This window comes from Sphingomonas sp. RS6 (genome assembly GCF_054489705.1).
Window position 1 is genome coordinate 789,226 of the sequence record NZ_JBTMWM010000001.1, and the last position, 18,303, is coordinate 807,528.

Consider the following 18,303-nt stretch of genomic DNA (forward strand, 5'->3'; position numbering starts at 1 on the left):
TTGGCCCGGCTATTTCGAACGGTGAAACACCCAGCTGACACTGGTGCCGCCCGCCGGTGTCTCGCTCCGGACCACCAGCTGCTGGGTCGCCTGCGGCCGGCCGCGCGAATCGATCCACAGGCTCTCCTCGCTCGAAAGCGTGCCGCCCTTGCAGCGGAACTGCCACAGGATGCCGGTGGGGGTGCGCAGGATCGCGGCCATGCCGTCGGCGGTGGGGGAGACCTCGATATGCGGCGCCAGATGGAAGCGCAGCGTGAACGGCGTCGCGTCGCGGCTGCGCCGACGGCCGGCGGGCAGCAGCATGTCCTCGCCCCGCAGGTCGCGGCCGTCATGCGACAGGGTGAGCGCGCGGCGATGGAGGAAGCCGAAGCGGCGGGCATAGCCGTCATGCGCCGCCTCGATCCGGCTGGCGCTGTCGGTTTCCTGCCGGGCGAGTTCGACCTCGCTGACGCCGCGGCCGAGCGTGCCGTCGGCATGGATCGCGGTCGAATTGCTGTCGCCGATCACCAGCGTCGAATGCGCGGCGGTGGTGCGCAATCCGTGGACGAGCTCGGCGGGAAGCTGCGCGTCGGCGATCGCGGCGCCGCCGCAATTGACGACGATCCGGCTGGGACCGTCGGAGAGCTCGAACGCCAGCGTCGAGGCGCAGCCTTCGGCGGCGACCCGGGCGATCGGCGGCGGTGCGGCATCGACGATCAGCACCGTGCTGCCGGCCGAAAGCCGCTGATAGCCCCATTCGCGGGCCTGCTTGAGCGGACGGGTGCGCACGCCGGTCGCCTCGATCACCTGCTGGACGACATCGCCGCGGGTCGGGCCGCTGCCCTGCCAGCTCGCCAGCCCGCGGTCGCCGTGGCAGGTGCCGAGCAGCGCCGCGACCATCCGGGTGATCGCGCCGATCAGGAATGCCGGCGGCTCGATCCGCCGCGCGGCATAGGATTCGCAGACCAGCGTCAGGATCTGGATCGCTTCGACCTGGCCGGCCGGCGAGCGCCCGACGGTGCCGCCATCCTCGAACACCGATGCGCCGATCGCCCGGTCGAGCCCGGCTTCGCCAAAGGCCCGGCGGGGATCGCCGCCCGGCAGCACCAGCCCGGCGACCAGCACCCCCGCCCAGGCGGCGAGGCGGGGAACGCCAGCCGGCGCCTTGTCGGCGGTGCGATCGAGATGGCGGGCACCGCGGGCGAGCGCGTGCATCAGCTGCGAGCGATAGACCTGATCGGTCGAGGAGAGCACCAGCGGCGCATGCGCAGTCCAGAACAGGATGCGCTGCCCGGTCAGATCGGGCCGCCAGGCCGGATCGGCGACCTTTTCGCCGTGGATCGCGAGCCAGCGCCGGGTGATCTCCTCGGCGATCGGCACCCCGACCGCACGGGTGGCGACGCTCGACAGGTCGCGCAGCCAGGCGAAGCCGTGGAGATAGGCGCCGAACGCCGGCGACCAGTCCGGCTTGGCAAGGTCGAGCGTGGCGATCGGCCGGGTCTCGCCGCGGATGCGGATGCTGCCGTCGAGCAGGGCATTGCCGCGCACCGGATCGCCGAAGAACGGATCGTCGGCGACGGCGATGAGCTTGAGCGGGTGCCGGCCCTTGAGCCGCATCGCGTGGAGCGGCGTGCGCCAAGCCAGCCGCTGGAAACGATCGGCGACGCGGTCGGCGAGCGACAGGCCGCGGTCGCCGCCCACCCGAACCAGCCGCTTTCCTTCTTCGACCCCGTCGGCGCCGGGGTCCGGGGTCAGGGCGTTCAACCGCCTCTCAGCGCCGCGATGTTCTCGGCATAGCGTTCCGGCCCGCCGGTGAAGGTGGCGGTGCCGGCGACCAGGGCGTCAGCGCCGGCGGCAATCACCCTCGGCGCCGTTTCCCGGTCGACACCGCCATCGACTTCCAGATCGATCGCCCGGCCGCTGGCGGTGATGCGGCGGCGCAGTTCGCTGATCTTGGGCAGCTGGCTTTCGATGAATTTCTGCCCGCCGAAGCCCGGGTTCACGCTCATCACCAGGATCAGGTCGACCATGTCCATGACGTGATCGACCACATCGACCGGCGTCGCCGGATTGAGCACCACGCCGGCGCGCTTGCCCAGCGCCCTGATCGTCTGGAGCGTGCGATGGAGGTGCGGGCCGGCCTCTGGATGCACCGAGATCGTGTCGGCCCCGGCATCGGCGAAGGCGGCAAGCAGCGGATCGACGGGGGCGATCATCAGATGGACGTCGAACGGCTTGGCGGTGTGCGGGCGCAGCGCCTTGATGACGCCCGGGCCGATGGTGATGTTCGGCACGAAATGCCCGTCCATCACGTCGACATGGATCCAGTCGGCGCCGGCGGCGTCGATCGCCCGGATTTCTTCGCCCAGACGGGCGAAATCGGCGGAGAGGATCGAAGGGGCAATGCGGATCGGCATGCCCTCCGCTCTACGCATCGCACGAGTCGGGCGCAACCGAACCCGGCGTGCCAGCGCATTTCTTCACCGTTTCTCCACAGCTTTTTCCACAGCCGCTCAACTCCGGCGGCGGACGCGGGCGATGAAGAAGCCGTCGAGCCCGCCCTGCTCCGCCAGCATGCCGGGCAGGATGCGGACCGAGCCGTCGTCGCGGGGCATCACGCCGGCCGGTAATTCGTCGGCCGTCGCCGGGGCCAGCGCGAAATCCAGATGCGCGGCGAGGAACGGCGCGACCTGCGCCTCGCCCTCCGCCGGTTCGAGCGAGCAGGTGGCGAAGACCAGCGTGCCGCCGGGCTTCACCCAGGCGGCGGCGCGATCCAGCAGCCGGGCCTGCAATTCGGCCATCTCGGCGATCAGCGAGGGGCGGACGCGGTGGAGCACGTCCGGGTGGCGGCGGAAGATGCCGGTGGCGCTGCACGGCGCGTCGAGCAGCACGGCATCGGCGGGCGCGGGCGGCGACCATTCGAGCAGATCGGCGGCGATCACCTGCGCCGACAGGCCGGTCCGCGCCAGATTCTCGTGAAGTCGCGCCAGACGACTTTCGGACGCATCGACCGCCGTCACCTGCCAGCCGGCGGCGGCGAGCTGGAGCGTCTTGCCGCCGGGCGCGGCGCACAGGTCGAGCGCGGTGCCGCTCCCCGCGCCGATCAGCCGGGCTGGAATCGAGGCCGCGAGATCCTGCACCCACCACGCACCCTCGGCGAACCCGGGAAGGTCGGTCACGCTGGTGCCCGGATCGAGCCTGGCGTGCAGCGGGGCGAGGCTGACCGAACCGGGCACGTCCACCCCCGCTTCGCGCAGGCTGAGATCGAGCGGCGGCGGGGCGGCAATGGCCTGGCAGGCGGCCTGCACCATATCGTCGCCCCATTGCGCCTGCCAGCGCAGCGCGACGGCATCGGGCAGCATCGGCAGATCGGGCAGGGTGGCATTGCCGCGCATCAGCGTGCCGAACACGCCGTGGACGAGCTTGCGCGGCCCGCCATCGACCAGCGGCAGCACGGTGGCGATCGCGGCATGGCCGGGGGTGCCGAGCGCAATCGCCTGAACCAGCGCAATCCGCAGCGCAAAGCGCGCCTTGGCATCGTCGGGCAGGCGCTGGCGGGTGGCCGAATCGATCAGCGCATCGAGATCGGGCAGCCGGCGCAGCGCCTCGGCGGCGATGGCATGGGCAAGGCCCCGGTCGTTCGGCGCCAGCCCCCGGGCCGCGGAATCGAGCGCCTGTTCGAGCGCCAGCCCGCGGCGCAGCACCGCATCGAGCAGCTTCAACGCGGCGCGGCGGGCGGGGACGCCGGGCGCGTCGGCTTCGGCAGCGGCAGCAGCGGCGGGGCGGCGGATGTTCGGCCGGGCCATCGTCAGCGCGCACCCATTTCAGTCTCTGCCCGCGCCTGTGCTTCCCAACCGTTCACTTGACCATGCTCCTTCGGCCGCCGACATGGGCCGGGCAACCAAGGAAGGCAATCCCGATGGGCAAGCGACCCGAGCATGTGAAGCCGCCGGCATATCTTTCCGAAAGCCCGCCGGTGCCCGAGCCCGAACCGATGCAGCGGCCGGACAAGGACCCGCTCGACAAGGATCCGGTGCGCTATGGCGATTGGGAATTGAAGGGCATTGCCATCGATTTCTGAGCGCCGGCGCAGGGCTCCCAAGTTCACGAAGTTCACGCGCCTGCGATTTTTGACGCGCGCGGCATGCAGACGGCGGTCGCGCGAAAAATACGGCGAAACCAGCGGGTTGCGTCGCGATTGCCATCGCGTCGGACGTGCGGCGGCAGGGAAAAGCACAACCATGTGGTTGGCAATGGCAGGTGCGCCCCCGGCCAGGTCAATTTTCGGTGCGCCGGAGAAAGGCTTGCACCGCCTGCCGGCCCTGCGGTGAGGCCAGCGCCTTGCCGTGACCGCCCGGCACCTCGACGACGCTCACGCCCGCGCCTGCGTCACGCAGCTGGTCGGCGAAGCGGCGCGCGGTTCGGGGGCTGACCGTCTTGTCCTCAGTGCCGGCGATCACCAGGATCGGCGTGCGCGCGGCGACGGCATAGCCCGCATAGTCGAAGCGGCGGAGCGCCGGGGCGATCTTCACATGGAGAAAGGGCCTGAGCAGCGGCGGTATCCGCGTGCGCGCCACCGCCGCGATGTCCGCCGTGGTCGCCTCCAGGATCAACCCGGCAAAGCCGCCGGTGCGCGCCATGTTCGCGGCCGTCGCGCCGCCCAGCGAAAAGCCATGGGCATAGAGCGGGCCGGGGCCGATCCAGCCTTGCTGGCGCAACGCCGCGACCAGCGCCGGGCCGAACGCGATCAGCGCCTCCGCCGTTTTCGGCACCGTCGTCCCGCCGCGACCCGGATAATCGAAGGTGACGATATCGGCGCCGGTGATCGCCGCGAGTTCGTTGAGGCGCCGCCCGGTATAGGCGATCAGATAGCGGTTGCCGCCGCTGTAGAGGATCGTCGCCCGGTTCCCCGGCCGCGCCAGCCGCACGACATGGACGTCGCCGAGATCGGGAAGCGCGAGGAGGCGATCCTGCCGGTCATAGCCCGGCAGCGGCGCCACCGCCGGCCGCGCTTCCTCCTGCATCGCCGGCAGCAGCGACGATTGCCGGACGGTGACGCTGCACCCGCACAAGGCGAGGGCGAGGAGGGCGGCGGGAAGAAAGCGCAACGGGTAGGTCTCCGCATGGGGTGGCGTAATTCTGTGCCAACGAACGCTTGCGCCGATCTGTGCCGGGCCGGTTTTGGCTAACTGCGCAGTCCGACAGTACACGAAGTTAGCATCCCCAGGCGTTGAGGTATCGGCTGAGAATGCGTCGAACGCGGGCGTTGACCCACACCGACTTTCAGGCATCATTCCAGGATGAAAAGACTAGCATCTCGTCCATGGCTTTTCGCGATGCTTGTTGCCGCCACCCTATCCGGTGTCGCTTTGGCGGTGGTGTTCAGGAGGGCGGATGCTCCAGCCGAGACCGATCAATACCCGATGCGTGCTATAACCCGCGCCGTTTTCGCAGATGAACGTCTTTGGATGATGAGCGATGATGGTTCGCTTTTGTCCATTGGGCCTAATGACCGAAGTCCCCAAAGCGCTAAAATTGATGGTAAAGCCGTCGAAATATGTAAATCAAATGGCAACCTTACTGTTATTATTCAGAACGATAATGAACATTGGTCAGCAAGTACACGCTCGTCTGCGGGGTGGGTAAAAGGGGCTGTAGTCCCCATCGAAAGCGAAAATCTGGTAGCGCTTGCTTGCACGGAGGAAGCGACAGCAATCGCTATCGTTACAAATCGACGTTTGATCGAAATTGATGGCGCGGCGGTACGCACCGTAAAACTCTCTAGTGAATTGCAGCCGTCCTTCGGCATTGGGACGGCGCTAATGACCCCCGACACAATTTGGGTTGGTTTGAACGCTGGGGAATGGGGTGGCGGGCTTCGAAGGATCAAGCGCGGAGAAGGAAAAGTCGAAGCCATCGAAAAGAACCAGTCTGGAGAGCTTTGTGGCGGTCCGCTGAATGCAAATTGCGACCCGGTGAACGGGATCGTCGCCTCCCCGTGGCGGCCTTCCTGTGTGATCGCAGCAGTAGGTCTTGTGCACATGGCGTCCCACGGCCGCATCGTCGAGGTGTGCGATAAAACGATACGACGCTTATATTTCAAGCCGGATGACCCTCAGTCTCCTTACGGCAAGCCCCAAGATGGAGAACCCGCAAACACGATCGCCTTTTTTGGTCTGACACGTGTTGGCGGTGGGGTCTGGGGGCTTGGCATAGATGGACTCTATCGCTTCGATGGCTCGCCATCACCCCAGTTTCATCCCCTGCCAGCCTTTGAAAACAGAGATGGTTATCGCGTAAGCTTTGATGTGCCCGGGCTTGTCCTAGTGATGACCGATGTGAACCAGCGTCGATCAATGAGTGGAGCGGTTCCAATCATGGCGGTGCGCTGAACATTTTCAATCACGGCAAGAAGCCACTCGCAGTCTTGCTCCAAATGCCCGCTGTCAAAGAATTGCGCGGAACATGACAGGGTCAGCGATCGCTGACTTTGCACCCGGACGTTCTGATCCTCCGAATATCCGCGCGGATCGTCCCTGTCCGATCTGGAAGCCGCAGCCCGCCGCATCGTTGCTGTCGCCCGCGGCGATTACGCCTCCACCGGCTTCGCCGATCCCACCTTCCGGGGTAGGGCAATCGCACATATCCAAAAATACGTCGTCATCCCCGCGAAGGCGGGGATCCATTGGCGCCGATGCCGAGGTTCTTTCCCCCAGCGCTCAGGGCAATGGATTCCCGCCTTCGCGGGAATGACGATGATTTTTCTGAAGCCGCAGACCATCGTCCTTATAGGCGATTGCCCTTTCCTCCGGGGGAGGAATGGGGGCCGCCTGTTCTGTCGTTGAGGAGGGCAGGCCCTCTCCTCAAACGGTCCTATCCACCCTGTCAAAGAGCAGCGCGGAACATAACAGGATCATGCCCTGTAGGACAGCCCCTTATGCCTCCGGCTTGAGCGGGCGGCTGAGCAGGGCTTCGATCACCTCGGCTACCGGCGCGCCCTCCAGCAGGGCGTTGACGGCCGCGACCACCGGCATGTCCACCCCCGCTTCCGCCGCCGCTTCGCGCAGCACCGGGGCGGTGAAGGCGCCTTCGGCGACGGTCTTGCGGTCGGACAGGAGTTGGGCGGCGCTGCGGCCCTGGCCGAGGCCGACGCCGAGCGAGAAGTTGCGCGAATTGGTGGAGGAACAGGTGAGGACGAGGTCGCCGAGGCCCGACAGGCCGGTCAGCGTCTCCGCCTGCGCGCCGCGGGCGAGACCGAAGCGGGTCATTTCGGCAAAGCCGCGCGCGATCAGCGCGGCGCGGGCGTTGAGGCCCAGGCCGGCGCCTTCGACCACGCCGCAGGCGATGGCGAGGACGTTCTTCACCGCGCCGCCAATCTCCGCGCCGGTGACGTCGGCCGAGGCATAGGGGCGGAAGGCGGGCGCGCCGAGGCGCTCGACCAGGCGGGTGCGCAGCGCTTCGTCTTCGCAGGCGAGCGTGACGGCGGTGGGCTTTCCGGCGGCGACCTCATGCGCGAAGGTGGGGCCGGACAGGACGGCGATGGGCGCCTGCGGGGCGACGCTGCGCGCGACTTCGCCGACCAGCAGGCGGGTGCCCGCCTCGATCCCCTTGGCGCAGAGCACCAGCGGGGTGGCGCCGATGGGCGCTTCGGCCAGCACCGCGCGGACATGCTGGGCGGGGGCGACGACGAGCAGCGCGTCGCAGCCGGCGAGATCGCCCAGGCTGCCGGTCGCGCGGATCGCGAGGGAAAGGGGGACGCCGGCGAGGAAGCTGCGGTTTTCATGGGCGGTGTTGATGCTCGCCACCACCTCGGGCTCGCGTGCCCAGAGCAGCACGGGCCGGGCATCGCGCGCCGCGACCTGCGCCAGCGCGGTGCCCCATGCGCCGCCACCGATCACGCCGATCTTCATGCCTTCACTCCTGCGCCGCGCACCTTTTCGGCATCGGGATCGAGCGGCCAGCGCGGGCGGGCGGGCACGTCGAGCGGATCGGTGAGGCCCTGGGCGAAGCGCTCGGCACCCGCCCAGGCGATCATCGCGGCATTGTCGGTGCAGAGCCAGAGCGGCGGCGCGACGAACGGCAGGTCATGCTCGGCGGCGAGCGTCTGAAGCGCGGTGCGGACGGCGGTGTTCGCGGCGACACCGCCGGCGACGACGAGCGCGCTGGGCCGGGTGATCGCAAGCGCGAGTCGGGTGCGATCGACCAGGCAATCGACCACCGCCTGCTGGAACGAGGCGGCGAGATCCTCGGCGCTGTAGTCGTTCACCGCGCGGGCGACGGCGCTCTTGAGGCCGGCGAAGGAGAAATGCGGCTCGCCCGAGCCGACCAGCGGGCGGGGGAGCGGGACGGCTTTGGGGTTGCCGCGCGCGGCGGCCTTTTCCACCGCCGGGCCGCCGGGAAAGCCGAGGCCGAGCAGCTTGGCGGTCTTGTCGAACGCCTCGCCCGCGGCATCGTCGATCGTGGTGGCGAGCCGGCGATAGCGGCCGACGCCTTCGACCAGCAGCAGCTGGCAATGGCCGCCCGAGACGAGGAGGAGCAGATAGGGGAAGGCGAGGCTCGGATCGCCGAGGCGGGGGGACAGCGCATGGCCTTCGAGATGGTTGACCGCGACGAGCGGCTTGTTCGCGGCGAGCGCGAGCGCCTTGCCGGTGACGAGGCCGACCATGACGCCGCCGATCAGGCCGGGGCCGGCGGTGGCGGCGATCGCATCGACCTGGTCGAGGGTGACGCCGGCTTCTTGCAGTGCCGCCTCGACCAAGGGCCCGAGCATTTCGACATGCGCGCGCGCGGCGATTTCGGGGACGACGCCGCCATAGGGGCGATGCGCGTCGTCCTGCCGCGCCAGCTTGTGCGCGCGGATCGTGCCGTCGCTTTCGACAAGGGCGGCTGCGGTTTCGTCGCAGCTCGATTCAAGGCCGAGGATGAGTGCCATCGCTTCCCATCTAAGGCGGTTGGCGCCGGGGTCCAGAGGGCGGGTGGTTTTTGGCGGGCGCGGCGGGGTGCGCGTGCGCGCCGAACGGCCCCATTGCCGTTTGCGGCCATCGACCCTAGCACTGTCGCCATGACTGGATTCCGCATCGGCACGCGCGGTTCGCCGCTGGCTCTCGTTCAGGCGAACCTGGTTCGCGATGCGCTGATGGCGGCGCACGGCATCGAGGGCGAGATCGTCGTCGTGAAGACGACCGGCGACAAGGTTCAGGATCGCCCGCTGGCCGAGATCGGCGGCAAGGCGCTGTGGACCAAGGAGCTCGATCGCGCGCTGCTCGCCAGCGAGATCGACTGCTCGGTCCATTCGATGAAGGATGTCGAGACGTTCCGCCCCGAGGCGCTGGCGATCGTGGCGATGCTGCCGCGCGCCGATGTGCGCGACCGGCTGGTGGGCGCCGACTCGATCGACGCGCTGCCGCAAGGCGGGGTGCTGGGCACCGCATCGCCGCGCCGCGCCGCGCAGGTGAAGCGGCACCGGCCCGACATCTCGACCGTGCTGTTCCGCGGCAATGTCGACACGCGTCTCGCCAAGCTGGCGGCGGGGGAGGCGGATGCGACGTTGCTCGCCTCGGCCGGGCTCGAACGGCTGGGACGCCATGACGTCGGCCATGTCGTGCCGACCAATGTGATGCTGCCCGCGCCGGCGCAGGGCGCGGTAGGGATCGAGGTGCGCGCCGGCGATGCGCGGGCGCGCGAACTGGTCGCGGCGATCGACCATCCGGCGACGCATGCCTGCGTCGCGGCCGAACGCGCGCTGCTCGCCGCGCTCAAGGCCGATTGCCATTCGCCGGTGGCGGCGCTGGCGACGATCGAGGGCGCGATCATGACGATCGAGGCCGAACTGTTTTCGGAGGATGGCAGCGCGCATGTCCACGGCATGATCGAGGGTGCGCCGGAGGAGGCCGGGCTGCCGCTGGCGCTGGCACGCGACCTGCTCGACCGCGCGCCCGAGCCGGTGCGTGCGCTGTTCGCGGGATGAGCCGCGCCATCGCGGTGCTGCGGCCCGAGCCGGGCAACCGCGCCACCGCAGCCGCGATCGAGGCGCGGGGGCGTCGGGCGATCCGGCTGCCGCTGTTCGAGATACGGGCGCTCGACTGGCGCGTGCCCGATCCGGCGGGGTTCGACGCGCTGATCCTGACGAGCGCCAATGCGGTGCGGATGGCGGGCGCGGGGCTGGCGACGCTGCTGCCGCTGCCGGTGCATGCGGTGGGCGCGGCGACGGCGGCGGCGGCGCGGCGCGCAGGCTTTTCGGTGGTGGCGGTGGGCGAGGCGGGCGCGGCCGATCTTGTCGCGCGTGCCGAGGCGGGCGGGGTGCGCCGCGCGCTCCACCTGGCGGGGCGCGACCGTACGATCGAGGCGGGCGGCGCGGTCGCGTCTGTGATCGCGGTCTATGCCAATGAGGCGGTGGCGGTGGACGCGGCGGCGGCGGCGATGCTGAACGGCTGCGTTGCGCTGGTCCAATCGTCGCGGGCCGGTGCGCGGCTGGCCGAGATCGCGCCGCAGCACGAGACGATCGCGGTTGTGGCGATCAGCGAGGCGGCCCGGGCGGCGGCGGGGCCGGGCTGGGCGCGGAGCATCGCGGCGCCGACGCCCGACACCGACGCGCTGATCGACATCGCGATTGCGCTCGCCGATTGACCCGGCGGCATCGCGCAGCGAAAAGGGCGGCATGAGCGACGAGCCCCTGGCGCCCGAGCCGGTCCGCGATTCTTCCCCGCTGCGCAGCCGAAAAATGGCGAGCGGCATCGGCTTCCTGGCGGGGGTCGTGCTGACGGCGGGTGCGATCGAACTGGCCGGACCCCATCTTCGCAGCGCGCCCGATGCGGCGCCCGCGGCGGTCGGGAGCGTCGCGCCTGCCGCATCGCCGCCCGATTCCGCCGCGCCCGGCCAGGGCAGCGCACCGGCGCGGCCGAGCCTGCCGCCCGCCACCGACATCGCGACGCTCGATGCGCGCGAGGCGGCGCTGGCGGCGCGGCTCGACGCGCTCGAACTGCAATTGCAGGCGGCGGGCGAAAGCGCGCGCAACGCATCGAGCTATGCCACCCAGGCCGAGCGGCTGCTGATCGCCGCCGCCGTGCGCCGCGCGATCGAGCGGGGGCAGCCGCTGGGCGGGCTTGAACGGCCGCTTCGCGCGCGCTTCGGCACCCGGCATCCCGAGGCCGTCGCCGCGATCGTCGCCGCCGCCGCCGAGCCGGTGACGCTCGAGGATTTGCGCGTCGCGCTGGAGGGGATCGCACCCAAACTCTCGGCTGCGCCGGACGCCGGCTGGTGGACGCAGTTCCGCAGCTATCTGGGCGATCTGGTGGTGGTGCGGCCGGCGGATGCGCCGAGCCCGCGCGCCGCCGACAGGCTGCGCCGCGCCCGCGCCGCGCTGGCCAAGAACAATGTCGAGGCGGCGATCGCGGAGATCGTCCATCTGCCCGGCGCGAGCTATGCCGAGGGCTGGACCAGCGCCGCGTCGCGCTATGTGAAGGCACGCAGCGCGCTCGACGAAATCGAACGAGCGGCCGCCACAGCGCCGCCAGCACCCCCGCCGCGCGCCGCGCCCGACAGCGAGGCCGAGGCGGCGAATTGAGGAACGACTGAAATGGCAGAAATGGGCCGGTTCGACTGGCAGGATCCGTTCGGGCTCGATGGCGAGCTGACCGACGAGGAGCGGATGGTGCGGGACGCCGCGCGCGATTACGCGCAGGGCGAGCTGCTCCCGCGCGTGACCTCCGCATACCTTGAGGAACGATTCGACCGCGAGATCATGTCGGAAATGGGCGCGCTGGGCCTGCTCGGCCCGACGATTCCCGAAAGCTATGGCGGAGCAGGGCTCGGCTATGTTGCCTACGGCCTGGTTGCGCGCGAGGTGGAGCGGGTCGATTCGGGCTATCGCTCGGCGATGAGCGTGCAGTCGAGCCTGGTGATGCACCCGATCCACGCCTATGGCAGCGAGGAACAGCGTCGGAAGTACCTGCCCAAGCTGGCGAGCGGCGAATGGGTCGGCTGTTTCGGCCTGACCGAGCCCGACGCGGGCTCCGACCCCGCCGGCATGCGCACCCGCGCCGAGAAGATCGACGGCGGCTACCGGATCACCGGCGCGAAGATGTGGATCACCAATTCGCCGATCGCCGATGTGTTCGTCGTCTGGGCGAAGAGCGATGCGCATGACGGGGCGATCCGCGGTTTCGTGCTGGAGCGGGGGATGAGGGGGCTCTCCAGCCCCAAGATCGAGGGCAAGCTGAGCCTTCGGGCCTCGATCACCGGCGAGATCGTGATGGACGGGGTGGAAGTGAGCGAAGATGCGCTGCTGCCCAACGTCCAGGGACTGAAAGGGCCGTTCGGCTGCCTCAACCGCGCGCGCTACGGCATCGCCTGGGGCACGATGGGCGCGGCCGAGGCCTGCTTCCACGCGGCGCGGCAATATACGCTCGACCGCCACCAGTTCGGCCGGCCGCTCGCCGCCAACCAGCTGGTGCAGCTGAAGCTCGCCAATATGGAGACCGAGATCGCGCTGGGGCTGGCGGCGGCGCTGCGCTGCGGACGGATGTTCGAGGCGGGAACGCTCAGCCCCGAGGCGATCAGCATCATCAAGCGCAACAATTGCGGCAAGGCGCTCGAGATCGCCCGCACCGCGCGCGACATGCACGGCGGCAACGGCATTTCGGCCGAATTCCATGTGCTGCGCCACGCGATCAACCTCGAGACGGTCAACACCTATGAGGGCACGCACGACGTGCATGGCCTGATCCTCGGCCGGGCGATCACCGGCATCGCCGCGTTCTGATGGAACCCGATCGGCAACCGGTGCTGGAGGGCGAACTGGTCCGCATCCGCCCTTTGGTGGCGGCGGACTGGGACGCGCTTTATGCGGTCGGCGCCGATCCGCTGATCTGGGAAGTTCACCCGGTGAAGGATCGCTGGCAGGAGCCGGTGTTCCGCCAGTTCTTTGCCGAGGCGCTGGCGTGCGGCGGCGCGCTGGCGATCGAGGACAAGGCGACGGGCGCAGTGATCGGATCGAGCCGCTACGATTGCTACGTCCCCGAGGAAGACGAGATCGAGATCGGCTGGACCTTTCTCGCCCGTGCCTATTGGGGCGGGACCTATAATCGCGAGGTGAAACGGCTGATGCTCGACCATATCCACCGCACGGTGGGGACGGTCGTGTTTCTCGTCGGTAAGGACAATGTGCGCTCGCGCGGCGCGATGGCGAAGATCGGCGGCAAGCTGATCGAGGGCCGCCATCATCGCGGCGGCGGCAAGCTGTTTCCCGATCACGTCGTCTATGCGATCCGGCGGGGCGAGGGGTGAAGCCGCTCGCGGGCATCAAGGTCGTCGAGCTTGCCCGCATCCTCGCCGGGCCGTGGTGCGGGCAGCTGCTCGCCGACCTGGGGGCCGAGGTGGTGAAGGTCGAGCGGCCGGGGGCGGGCGACGATACCCGGCATTGGGGGCCGCCCTTCCTGCACGATGCCGAAGGAGTGAACCGCGACGCGGCCTATTTCCACGCCTGCAATCGCGGCAAGACCAGCGTCGCGATCGACATCGCCACGGCGCAAGGCCAGGCGGCGGCGAAGGCGCTGATCGCCGATGCCGATGTGGTGATCGAGAATTACAAGGTCGGCGGGCTCGTGAAATACGGGCTCGACCCCGCCAGCCTGCGTGCGGCGAACCCGCGGCTGGTGGTGTGCTCGATCACCGGATTCGGCCAGACGGGGCCCTATGCGGCGCGGGCGGGGTATGACTTCATCATCCAGGGGATGGGCGGGGCGATGAGCCTGACCGGCGAGCCCGACGGTGCGCCGCAGAAATCGGGCGTCGCCTATGCCGATATCTTCACCGGCATCTATTCGGCGGTCGCGATCCTGGCGGCGCTGCGGCGGCGCGATGTCGAGGGCATGGGCGCGCATATCGACATGGCGCTGCTCGACACGCAGGTGGCGGTGCTCGCAAATCAGGCGCTCAACTGGATGGCGAGCGGCACGGTGCCGCACCGGATGGGCAACGGCCATGCCAATCTGGTGCCCTATCAGGCCTTTGCCTGCCGCGACGGCGAGCTGATCGTCGCGGTGGGGAATGACGGGCAGTTCGCGAAACTGTGCGCGATACTGGGGCTCGATCTGGCGGGCGATCCCCGTTTCGCGACCAATCCGGGGCGGGTGACGCACCGCGACGCGCTGATCCCGGTGCTGGCGCGGGCGATGCTCGATTGGGCCAAGGCCGATCTGTACGAGGCGCTGGAGGCGGCGGGCGTGCCGGCGGGGCCGATCAACCGCGTCGACGAAGTGTTTGCCGATCCGCAAGTGAGGGCACGCGGGATGGCGATCGTGCGCAACGGCCTGCCGGGGCTGGCCAGCCCGATCGTGATCGACGGCGAGCGGATGGTGGCGGAACGGGGGAGTCCGGGGCGGGGGTAGGGCTAATCTCGCTCGCTCCTGCCGCAGGCGGTCAGGGTAATCGCAATCGTCTTGGCGTCCCCCTCACCCTTCCCACCGCCTGCGGCGGCGGGCCCCTTCCCTCTCCCACAAGGGGAGAGGGAGGAATGGCGTCCAAATCCCTCTCCCCTTGTTGGAGAGGGAGGGAGCGCCGAAGGCGCGGAAGGGTGAGGGGACGACGGCACAATTCCATGCTCCAAGGCCCTGCCACGGCGCTTCCCGATGAAAGGACGCGCGTGACAGCACCTTACTGATACCCGCCTTCTTCCTCGCGTTCCTCAGCGGCTTCTTCCTGTGCCTCTTCCATCGCTTCGGCTTCGTCGGCTTGCGGCTTTTGCTGTTCGGGGTCGTGGATCATCGCGGGGCTCCTTGCTTGCCCCTTCCCAACGAAGCCGGGCGGCAAAGGTTCGCGGTCAGCCGAGCCGGCGGATCAGTTCCTGCGCGCCGGCGGGGGCGCGGACCTTGCCGCCATGGATGAAGAAGACGAAGGTGTCGCGTGGCCGCACCGGCGCGGGCTCGGCGCCGAAACAGGGCAGCCCCTCCGGCTGGCCGCCGCGCGCCCAGAGGCGGGCCGCCTCGGTCCAGCGCGGGAAGTCGCCCTCGGGGTAGCAGAGCGGATTGTCGTCCTCGCCCGCCTCGAGCCGGGCATAGACGAAGTCGCCGCTGACATCGGCGATGGCGGGATATTGCGGCGAATCGGCAAAGACGATTCCCGCCCCGGCGGCACGGCAGAGCGCGACGAATTCGGGATTGTGGAAACTGTCGTGCCGCACCTGCACCGCGTGGCGCAGCGACACGCCGTCCTGCTCACGCGGGAGCAGCGCGAGGAAGGCGCCGAAATCGGCCGCGTCGAACTTCTTGGTCGCCATGAACTGCCACAGGATCGGGCCGAGCTTGTCGCCAAGCTCGACGAGCCCCTGGCCGCAGAAGCGGGCGACCGATTCGCCGGCCTCCGCCAGGACCTTGCGATTGGTGACGAAGCGCGACCCTTTGACCGTGAAGACGAAGCCCTCGGGCGCGGCGGCCGCCCAGCCGGCGAAGCTGGCGGGCTTGAAGCTCGAATAATAGGTGCCGTTGATCTCGATCGCGGTGAGCGCGTTCGCGGCATAGTCCAGCTCGCGCTTCTGTGGCAGCTTGTCTGGATAGAAGGTGCCGCGCCACGGCGCGAACGTCCAGCCGCCGATGCCGACCCGAATCCTGCCCTGAGCGTCCGTCATCCTCGTTCCTTCTCGGTGCGGGACGGCGGAGGGCCGTTCGCGACTCGCCATTTGGCGATACCGCCTTATCGTGCGGCGTCATGCTGCGAAACCATGTGCCCGCCAGTGACGAACGGCTCGCCGACCGCGCCTATTCGCGCATCGTCGAGATCATCCTGGGCGGCGACCTCGGCATCGGCGACCGGCTGCCGTCCGAATCGCGGCTGGCGGCGATGTTCGGCATGTCGCGGACGGTGGTGCGCGAGGCGCTGGTGCGGCTTGCCGCCGACGGCATCACCGAATCGCGGCGCGGGGCGGGATCGTACATCATGCGCCGCCCCTCGCTGCGGCTGGGAGCGCATATGCCGATGGGCGAGCTATCGGCGACGCTCGGCACCTATGAGGTGCGCTTCGTCGTCGAGGCGGAGGCGGCGCGGCTGGCGGCGATCCGGCGATCGGCCGACCAGCTGGCCGAGATCGAGGCGGCGATGGAGGCGCTGCGCAGCGCGCTGCTTTCGAGCGACCCGGCGCATGACGAGGATTGGCGGCTGCACCGCGCGATCATCCACGCGACCGCCAATCCCGCGTTCGAAAAGGCGTTCGACCATCTGCACGAGGAAACGATGCGGATCATGCGCGCCGGCGTCGACATCGCCCGGATGCGCGAGCCCGAGCCGATCGCGGCGATGGTGCGCGAGCATGAGATGATCGTCGAGGCGATCCGCGCGCAGGACGCCGACGGCGCGGCGCTGGCGATGCGCTGGCACCTGAGCGAAGGGCGCAAGCGGCTGATGCCGTGAGCGGGCGTTGCCAGCGCCGTTGTTTTGCGCCGGACCGCAGACGAGCGCCGCCTTGATCGGTGGTCGCCGAGTTACGCCGGCCGCCGTGCGAAAACGATCAACTCGAAGCGCGCGTTTAGGGCCGTCTGCTTGCAGCGAATTGCGGATCGTGCAGAACCGCTCCGCTCAAGAACCGCAATTCGTCATCGTTCGGCAGCCGGCCGGGATTCCGCGATGCCAGGAACCAGCTGGCGCCCGGATGATACCATGGGATCGCTTTGCCCGAGAGACCCGCGGCCGAAAGAAATGCATGCACTTCCGCTTCGGTGTAGCGAACGGAGCCTGGATAGACCCAGCCCTCCGACGCGGCATGCTCGTGCGGTTCAGGCGTGTTCCAGTAGGAAAACAGCGCGAGCCCGTCCTCTTCCAAAACGTCGGCAAAGCTGTTCATCAGCTTTTGGAAGAGCGCGGGACCGCAATGCGTGACGATCGATTGCGCCATGATGAAGTCGAACTTCCGACCGAGAACCGCGCAATTGAAGGATGCATCGGCCGAGAATACAGGCTGTTTCAGATCGACGGCATCCTGCCCGAGCTCGTTGCGGACCGCATCGTCGATCAGCCATGTGTTCGGCTCAATCGCATGATAGCGACCGGGTCGCAGGTACGGAATCAGCAGCCTGCCCAGACGCAGCGATCCGGCACCGAAATCGAGCACATGGTGATGGTCGCGCAGCCCGTTCTGGAAGAGCAGACCGAACTGCGTTGCGCTCATGAAGTCGAACCGGTTGGGCGGGCCAACATAGGCACGGTAATGATTGCGTCCGGCGTCGAGCGCGCCGGCCTCATCGATGGTAAGGGACCGTTGGTCCTCACCTTCCGGAGCAGGCGCATCTTCCGCTCGCACGAAGGCACAGATCCGCTGCGCCCTGGGGTGGTTCCAGTCACCGATATAGCGCAAATGCCAGGGCAGGCCTCGAATGGCGTAGGACAGATCCCGAACCGAATAGTGATAGGGATCCTGAACGTCATAGGTGATCTTGCCACCCGGCTCATGGCGAAGCGGCCTATCGGACGGCGCGCCGTCGGGAAGCTCGAAAAAGGTGGCATAGAAGGTGCCGCCCGGCTTCATCTTCGGGGCAGTCCGGACCAGACATTGCCGGATGCGATTGAGCGTGAGGTGGGTGAACACCGATTGGGCGATCGCGAAATCGAAGGTACCGTCAGGCCAGGGCAATTCGAAGGCGTCGGTGCAGACCAGGTTTTCGCGCGGCATCCTGTCCTGGATTCCGGCTTCCGCCAGCTCGATGTCATAACCGGCATCAAGGAACGCCTGATTCATATCGGAGCCGTGATAATTTCCCGGCTCGAGATAGTTCACGAAATGCACGCCGCCTCGAAGCGAGCCGCACCCGATATCGACCAGCTTGTGTTCCGGCTTCAGGCCTTCGGAAACCAGGAACTCGAATTGAAGCCTGCCGATCGCGTCCCACTGATCGCCGATCAGTTGGCGATGCAATCCTTTGCTTACGCCATCCCGGTTCCGGTCCAGATCGAAATAGGAACTTTCCAAGGTCGTCGACTCCCGCGCCTGCGCGGTGCGTCTATATCAGCGGGGCGAGCACGGGCAAGCAATGCGCGCGAGCAACACTCTCGCCGATGATCCGGGTGACTAACGTCGATTCGTGGGGAAAAGGACGGCGTCGATCAGTCTTTGGAAAGACTGGAGCGGGCGAAGGGATTCGAACCCTCGACCCCAACCTTGGCAAGGTTGTGCTCTACCCCTGAGCTACGCCCGCTCTGGCGTCATGGGCGGTTGCAATGAAGCGGTACCGCCGGGTGAGGCGCGCCCACTAGCAGCGGGTCGGGGGGTGCGCAAGCCCCCTTATGCTCTTTTCCGAAAAGGGTTGGCGCTTTTGCCCGGAGCGCCCAAATAGGCCGCAA

Annotated in this window: 17 protein-coding genes and 1 tRNA gene; 9 read left to right on the plus strand and 9 right to left on the minus strand. The window is 68.5% G+C overall.

What is annotated here, in order from left to right:
• Window positions 1-9 precede the first annotated feature (9 nt).
• The 3 genes from ACX40Y_RS03785 to ACX40Y_RS03795 form a co-directional block, all read right to left on the minus strand.
• Window positions 10-1,743 carry a heparinase II/III family protein gene (locus ACX40Y_RS03785; RefSeq protein ID WP_459118193.1) on the minus strand — a complete coding sequence of 578 codons (1,734 nt, stop codon included), beginning with the start codon at window positions 1,741-1,743 and terminating at the stop codon, window positions 10-12.
• Window positions 1,740-2,396, minus strand: coding sequence for a ribulose-phosphate 3-epimerase (gene rpe, locus ACX40Y_RS03790; RefSeq protein WP_459118194.1), 657 nt, complete (start codon window positions 2,394-2,396; stop codon window positions 1,740-1,742). Before rpe ends, ACX40Y_RS03785 begins: the two co-directional genes overlap by 4 nt.
• 96 nt (window positions 2,397-2,492) lie before the next feature.
• Window positions 2,493-3,785 carry an RsmB/NOP family class I SAM-dependent RNA methyltransferase gene (locus ACX40Y_RS03795; protein WP_459118195.1) on the minus strand — a complete coding sequence of 431 codons (1,293 nt, stop codon included), beginning with the start codon at window positions 3,783-3,785 and terminating at the stop codon, window positions 2,493-2,495.
• Between the two features lie 113 nt (window positions 3,786-3,898).
• On the opposite strand from ACX40Y_RS03795, the gene ACX40Y_RS03800 reads away from it, so the two are divergent.
• Window positions 3,899-4,060: a DUF1674 domain-containing protein gene (locus ACX40Y_RS03800; RefSeq protein WP_459118196.1), complete on the plus strand. Its 162-nt coding sequence runs from the start codon at window positions 3,899-3,901 to the stop codon at window positions 4,058-4,060.
• A 196-nt stretch (window positions 4,061-4,256) separates the two neighbouring features.
• Here ACX40Y_RS03800 and ACX40Y_RS03805 read toward each other — a convergent pair whose 3' ends face one another.
• Window positions 4,257-5,087 carry an alpha/beta hydrolase family protein gene (locus ACX40Y_RS03805; protein WP_459118197.1) on the minus strand — a complete coding sequence of 277 codons (831 nt, stop codon included), beginning with the start codon at window positions 5,085-5,087 and terminating at the stop codon, window positions 4,257-4,259.
• 228 nt (window positions 5,088-5,315) lie between these two features.
• On the opposite strand from ACX40Y_RS03805, the gene ACX40Y_RS03810 reads away from it, so the two are divergent.
• Window positions 5,316-6,371, plus strand: coding sequence for a hypothetical protein (locus ACX40Y_RS03810; protein WP_459118198.1), 1,056 nt, complete (start codon window positions 5,316-5,318; stop codon window positions 6,369-6,371).
• A 543-nt stretch (window positions 6,372-6,914) separates the two neighbouring features.
• Here the strand turns inward: ACX40Y_RS03810 and ACX40Y_RS03815 are convergent.
• Window positions 6,915-7,889 (minus strand): NAD(P)H-dependent glycerol-3-phosphate dehydrogenase, encoded by a 975-nt coding sequence (locus tag ACX40Y_RS03815; RefSeq protein WP_459118199.1) that lies wholly within the window; start codon window positions 7,887-7,889, stop codon window positions 6,915-6,917.
• Entirely contained in the window at window positions 7,886-8,911 is a 1,026-nt protein-coding gene (gene tsaD / locus ACX40Y_RS03820) for a tRNA (adenosine(37)-N6)-threonylcarbamoyltransferase complex transferase subunit TsaD (RefSeq protein ID WP_459118200.1), read from the minus strand. Before tsaD ends, ACX40Y_RS03815 begins: the two co-directional genes overlap by 4 nt.
• Before the next feature lie 129 nt (window positions 8,912-9,040).
• Here tsaD and hemC point away from each other — a divergent pair, with 129 nt between their 5' ends.
• From hemC to ACX40Y_RS03850, 6 genes are read left to right on the plus strand one after another with little or no spacing between them, the layout of a single operon-like run.
• Window positions 9,041-9,946 (plus strand): hydroxymethylbilane synthase, encoded by a 906-nt coding sequence (gene hemC, locus ACX40Y_RS03825; RefSeq protein WP_459118201.1) that lies wholly within the window; start codon window positions 9,041-9,043, stop codon window positions 9,944-9,946.
• Entirely contained in the window at window positions 9,943-10,605 is a 663-nt protein-coding gene (locus ACX40Y_RS03830; RefSeq protein WP_459118202.1) for a uroporphyrinogen-III synthase, read from the plus strand. Before hemC ends, ACX40Y_RS03830 begins: the two co-directional genes overlap by 4 nt.
• A gap of 31 nt (window positions 10,606-10,636) precedes the next feature.
• On the plus strand, window positions 10,637-11,542 hold the full coding sequence (locus ACX40Y_RS03835; RefSeq protein WP_459118203.1) for a hypothetical protein: 906 nt from the start codon (window positions 10,637-10,639) through the stop codon (window positions 11,540-11,542).
• A 12-nt stretch (window positions 11,543-11,554) separates the two neighbouring features.
• A complete protein-coding gene (locus ACX40Y_RS03840) occupies window positions 11,555-12,739 on the plus strand; it encodes an acyl-CoA dehydrogenase (RefSeq protein ID WP_459118204.1) in 1,185 nt (394 codons plus the stop codon).
• Window positions 12,739-13,263 carry a GNAT family N-acetyltransferase gene (locus ACX40Y_RS03845; RefSeq protein WP_459118205.1) on the plus strand — a complete coding sequence of 175 codons (525 nt, stop codon included), beginning with the start codon at window positions 12,739-12,741 and terminating at the stop codon, window positions 13,261-13,263. The genes ACX40Y_RS03840 and ACX40Y_RS03845 overlap by 1 nt, the downstream gene beginning before the upstream one ends.
• Window positions 13,260-14,366, plus strand: a complete 1,107-nt coding sequence (locus ACX40Y_RS03850) for a CaiB/BaiF CoA transferase family protein (RefSeq protein ID WP_459118206.1) — start codon at window positions 13,260-13,262, stop codon at window positions 14,364-14,366. Before ACX40Y_RS03845 ends, ACX40Y_RS03850 begins: the two co-directional genes overlap by 4 nt.
• A 431-nt stretch (window positions 14,367-14,797) precedes the next feature.
• Here ACX40Y_RS03850 and ACX40Y_RS03855 read toward each other — a convergent pair whose 3' ends face one another.
• Window positions 14,798-15,601 (minus strand): DUF72 domain-containing protein, encoded by an 804-nt coding sequence (locus ACX40Y_RS03855; RefSeq protein WP_459118207.1) that lies wholly within the window; start codon window positions 15,599-15,601, stop codon window positions 14,798-14,800.
• 80 nt (window positions 15,602-15,681) lie between these two features.
• Here ACX40Y_RS03855 and ACX40Y_RS03860 point away from each other — a divergent pair, with 80 nt between their 5' ends.
• Complete coding sequence (locus ACX40Y_RS03860) at window positions 15,682-16,380, plus strand: FadR/GntR family transcriptional regulator (RefSeq protein ID WP_459118208.1); 699 nt, start codon at window positions 15,682-15,684, stop codon at window positions 16,378-16,380.
• A gap of 115 nt (window positions 16,381-16,495) precedes the next feature.
• Here the strand turns inward: ACX40Y_RS03860 and ACX40Y_RS03865 are convergent, their stop codons facing one another.
• Window positions 16,496-17,932, minus strand: a complete 1,437-nt coding sequence (locus tag ACX40Y_RS03865) for a methyltransferase (RefSeq protein WP_459118209.1) — start codon at window positions 17,930-17,932, stop codon at window positions 16,496-16,498.
• Window positions 17,933-18,083: 151 nt separating this feature from the next.
• Window positions 18,084-18,158 (minus strand) — tRNA-Gly (locus ACX40Y_RS03870).
• Window positions 18,159-18,303: the final 145 nt, after the last annotated feature.

Coding starts and splice junctions, on each gene's coding strand:
- ACX40Y_RS03835 (WP_459118203.1), top strand. CDS start 10,637: ATGAGCGACGAGCCCCTGGCGCCCGAGCCGGTCCGCGATTCTTCCCCG.
- ACX40Y_RS03840 (WP_459118204.1), top strand. CDS start 11,555: ATGGCAGAAATGGGCCGGTTCGACTGGCAGGATCCGTTCGGGCTCGAT.
- ACX40Y_RS03830 (WP_459118202.1), top strand. CDS start 9,943: ATGAGCCGCGCCATCGCGGTGCTGCGGCCCGAGCCGGGCAACCGCGCC.
- ACX40Y_RS03800 (WP_459118196.1), top strand. CDS start 3,899: ATGGGCAAGCGACCCGAGCATGTGAAGCCGCCGGCATATCTTTCCGAA.
- ACX40Y_RS03815 (WP_459118199.1), bottom strand. CDS start 7,889: ATGAAGATCGGCGTGATCGGTGGCGGCGCATGGGGCACCGCGCTGGCG.
- ACX40Y_RS03795 (WP_459118195.1), bottom strand. CDS start 3,785: ATGGCCCGGCCGAACATCCGCCGCCCCGCCGCTGCTGCCGCTGCCGAA.
- tsaD (WP_459118200.1), bottom strand. CDS start 8,911: ATGGCACTCATCCTCGGCCTTGAATCGAGCTGCGACGAAACCGCAGCC.
- hemC (WP_459118201.1), top strand. CDS start 9,041: ATGACTGGATTCCGCATCGGCACGCGCGGTTCGCCGCTGGCTCTCGTT.
- ACX40Y_RS03810 (WP_459118198.1), top strand. CDS start 5,316: ATGCTTGTTGCCGCCACCCTATCCGGTGTCGCTTTGGCGGTGGTGTTC.
- rpe (WP_459118194.1), bottom strand. CDS start 2,396: ATGCCGATCCGCATTGCCCCTTCGATCCTCTCCGCCGATTTCGCCCGT.
- ACX40Y_RS03855 (WP_459118207.1), bottom strand. CDS start 15,601: ATGACGGACGCTCAGGGCAGGATTCGGGTCGGCATCGGCGGCTGGACG.
- ACX40Y_RS03845 (WP_459118205.1), top strand. CDS start 12,739: ATGGAACCCGATCGGCAACCGGTGCTGGAGGGCGAACTGGTCCGCATC.
- ACX40Y_RS03860 (WP_459118208.1), top strand. CDS start 15,682: ATGCTGCGAAACCATGTGCCCGCCAGTGACGAACGGCTCGCCGACCGC.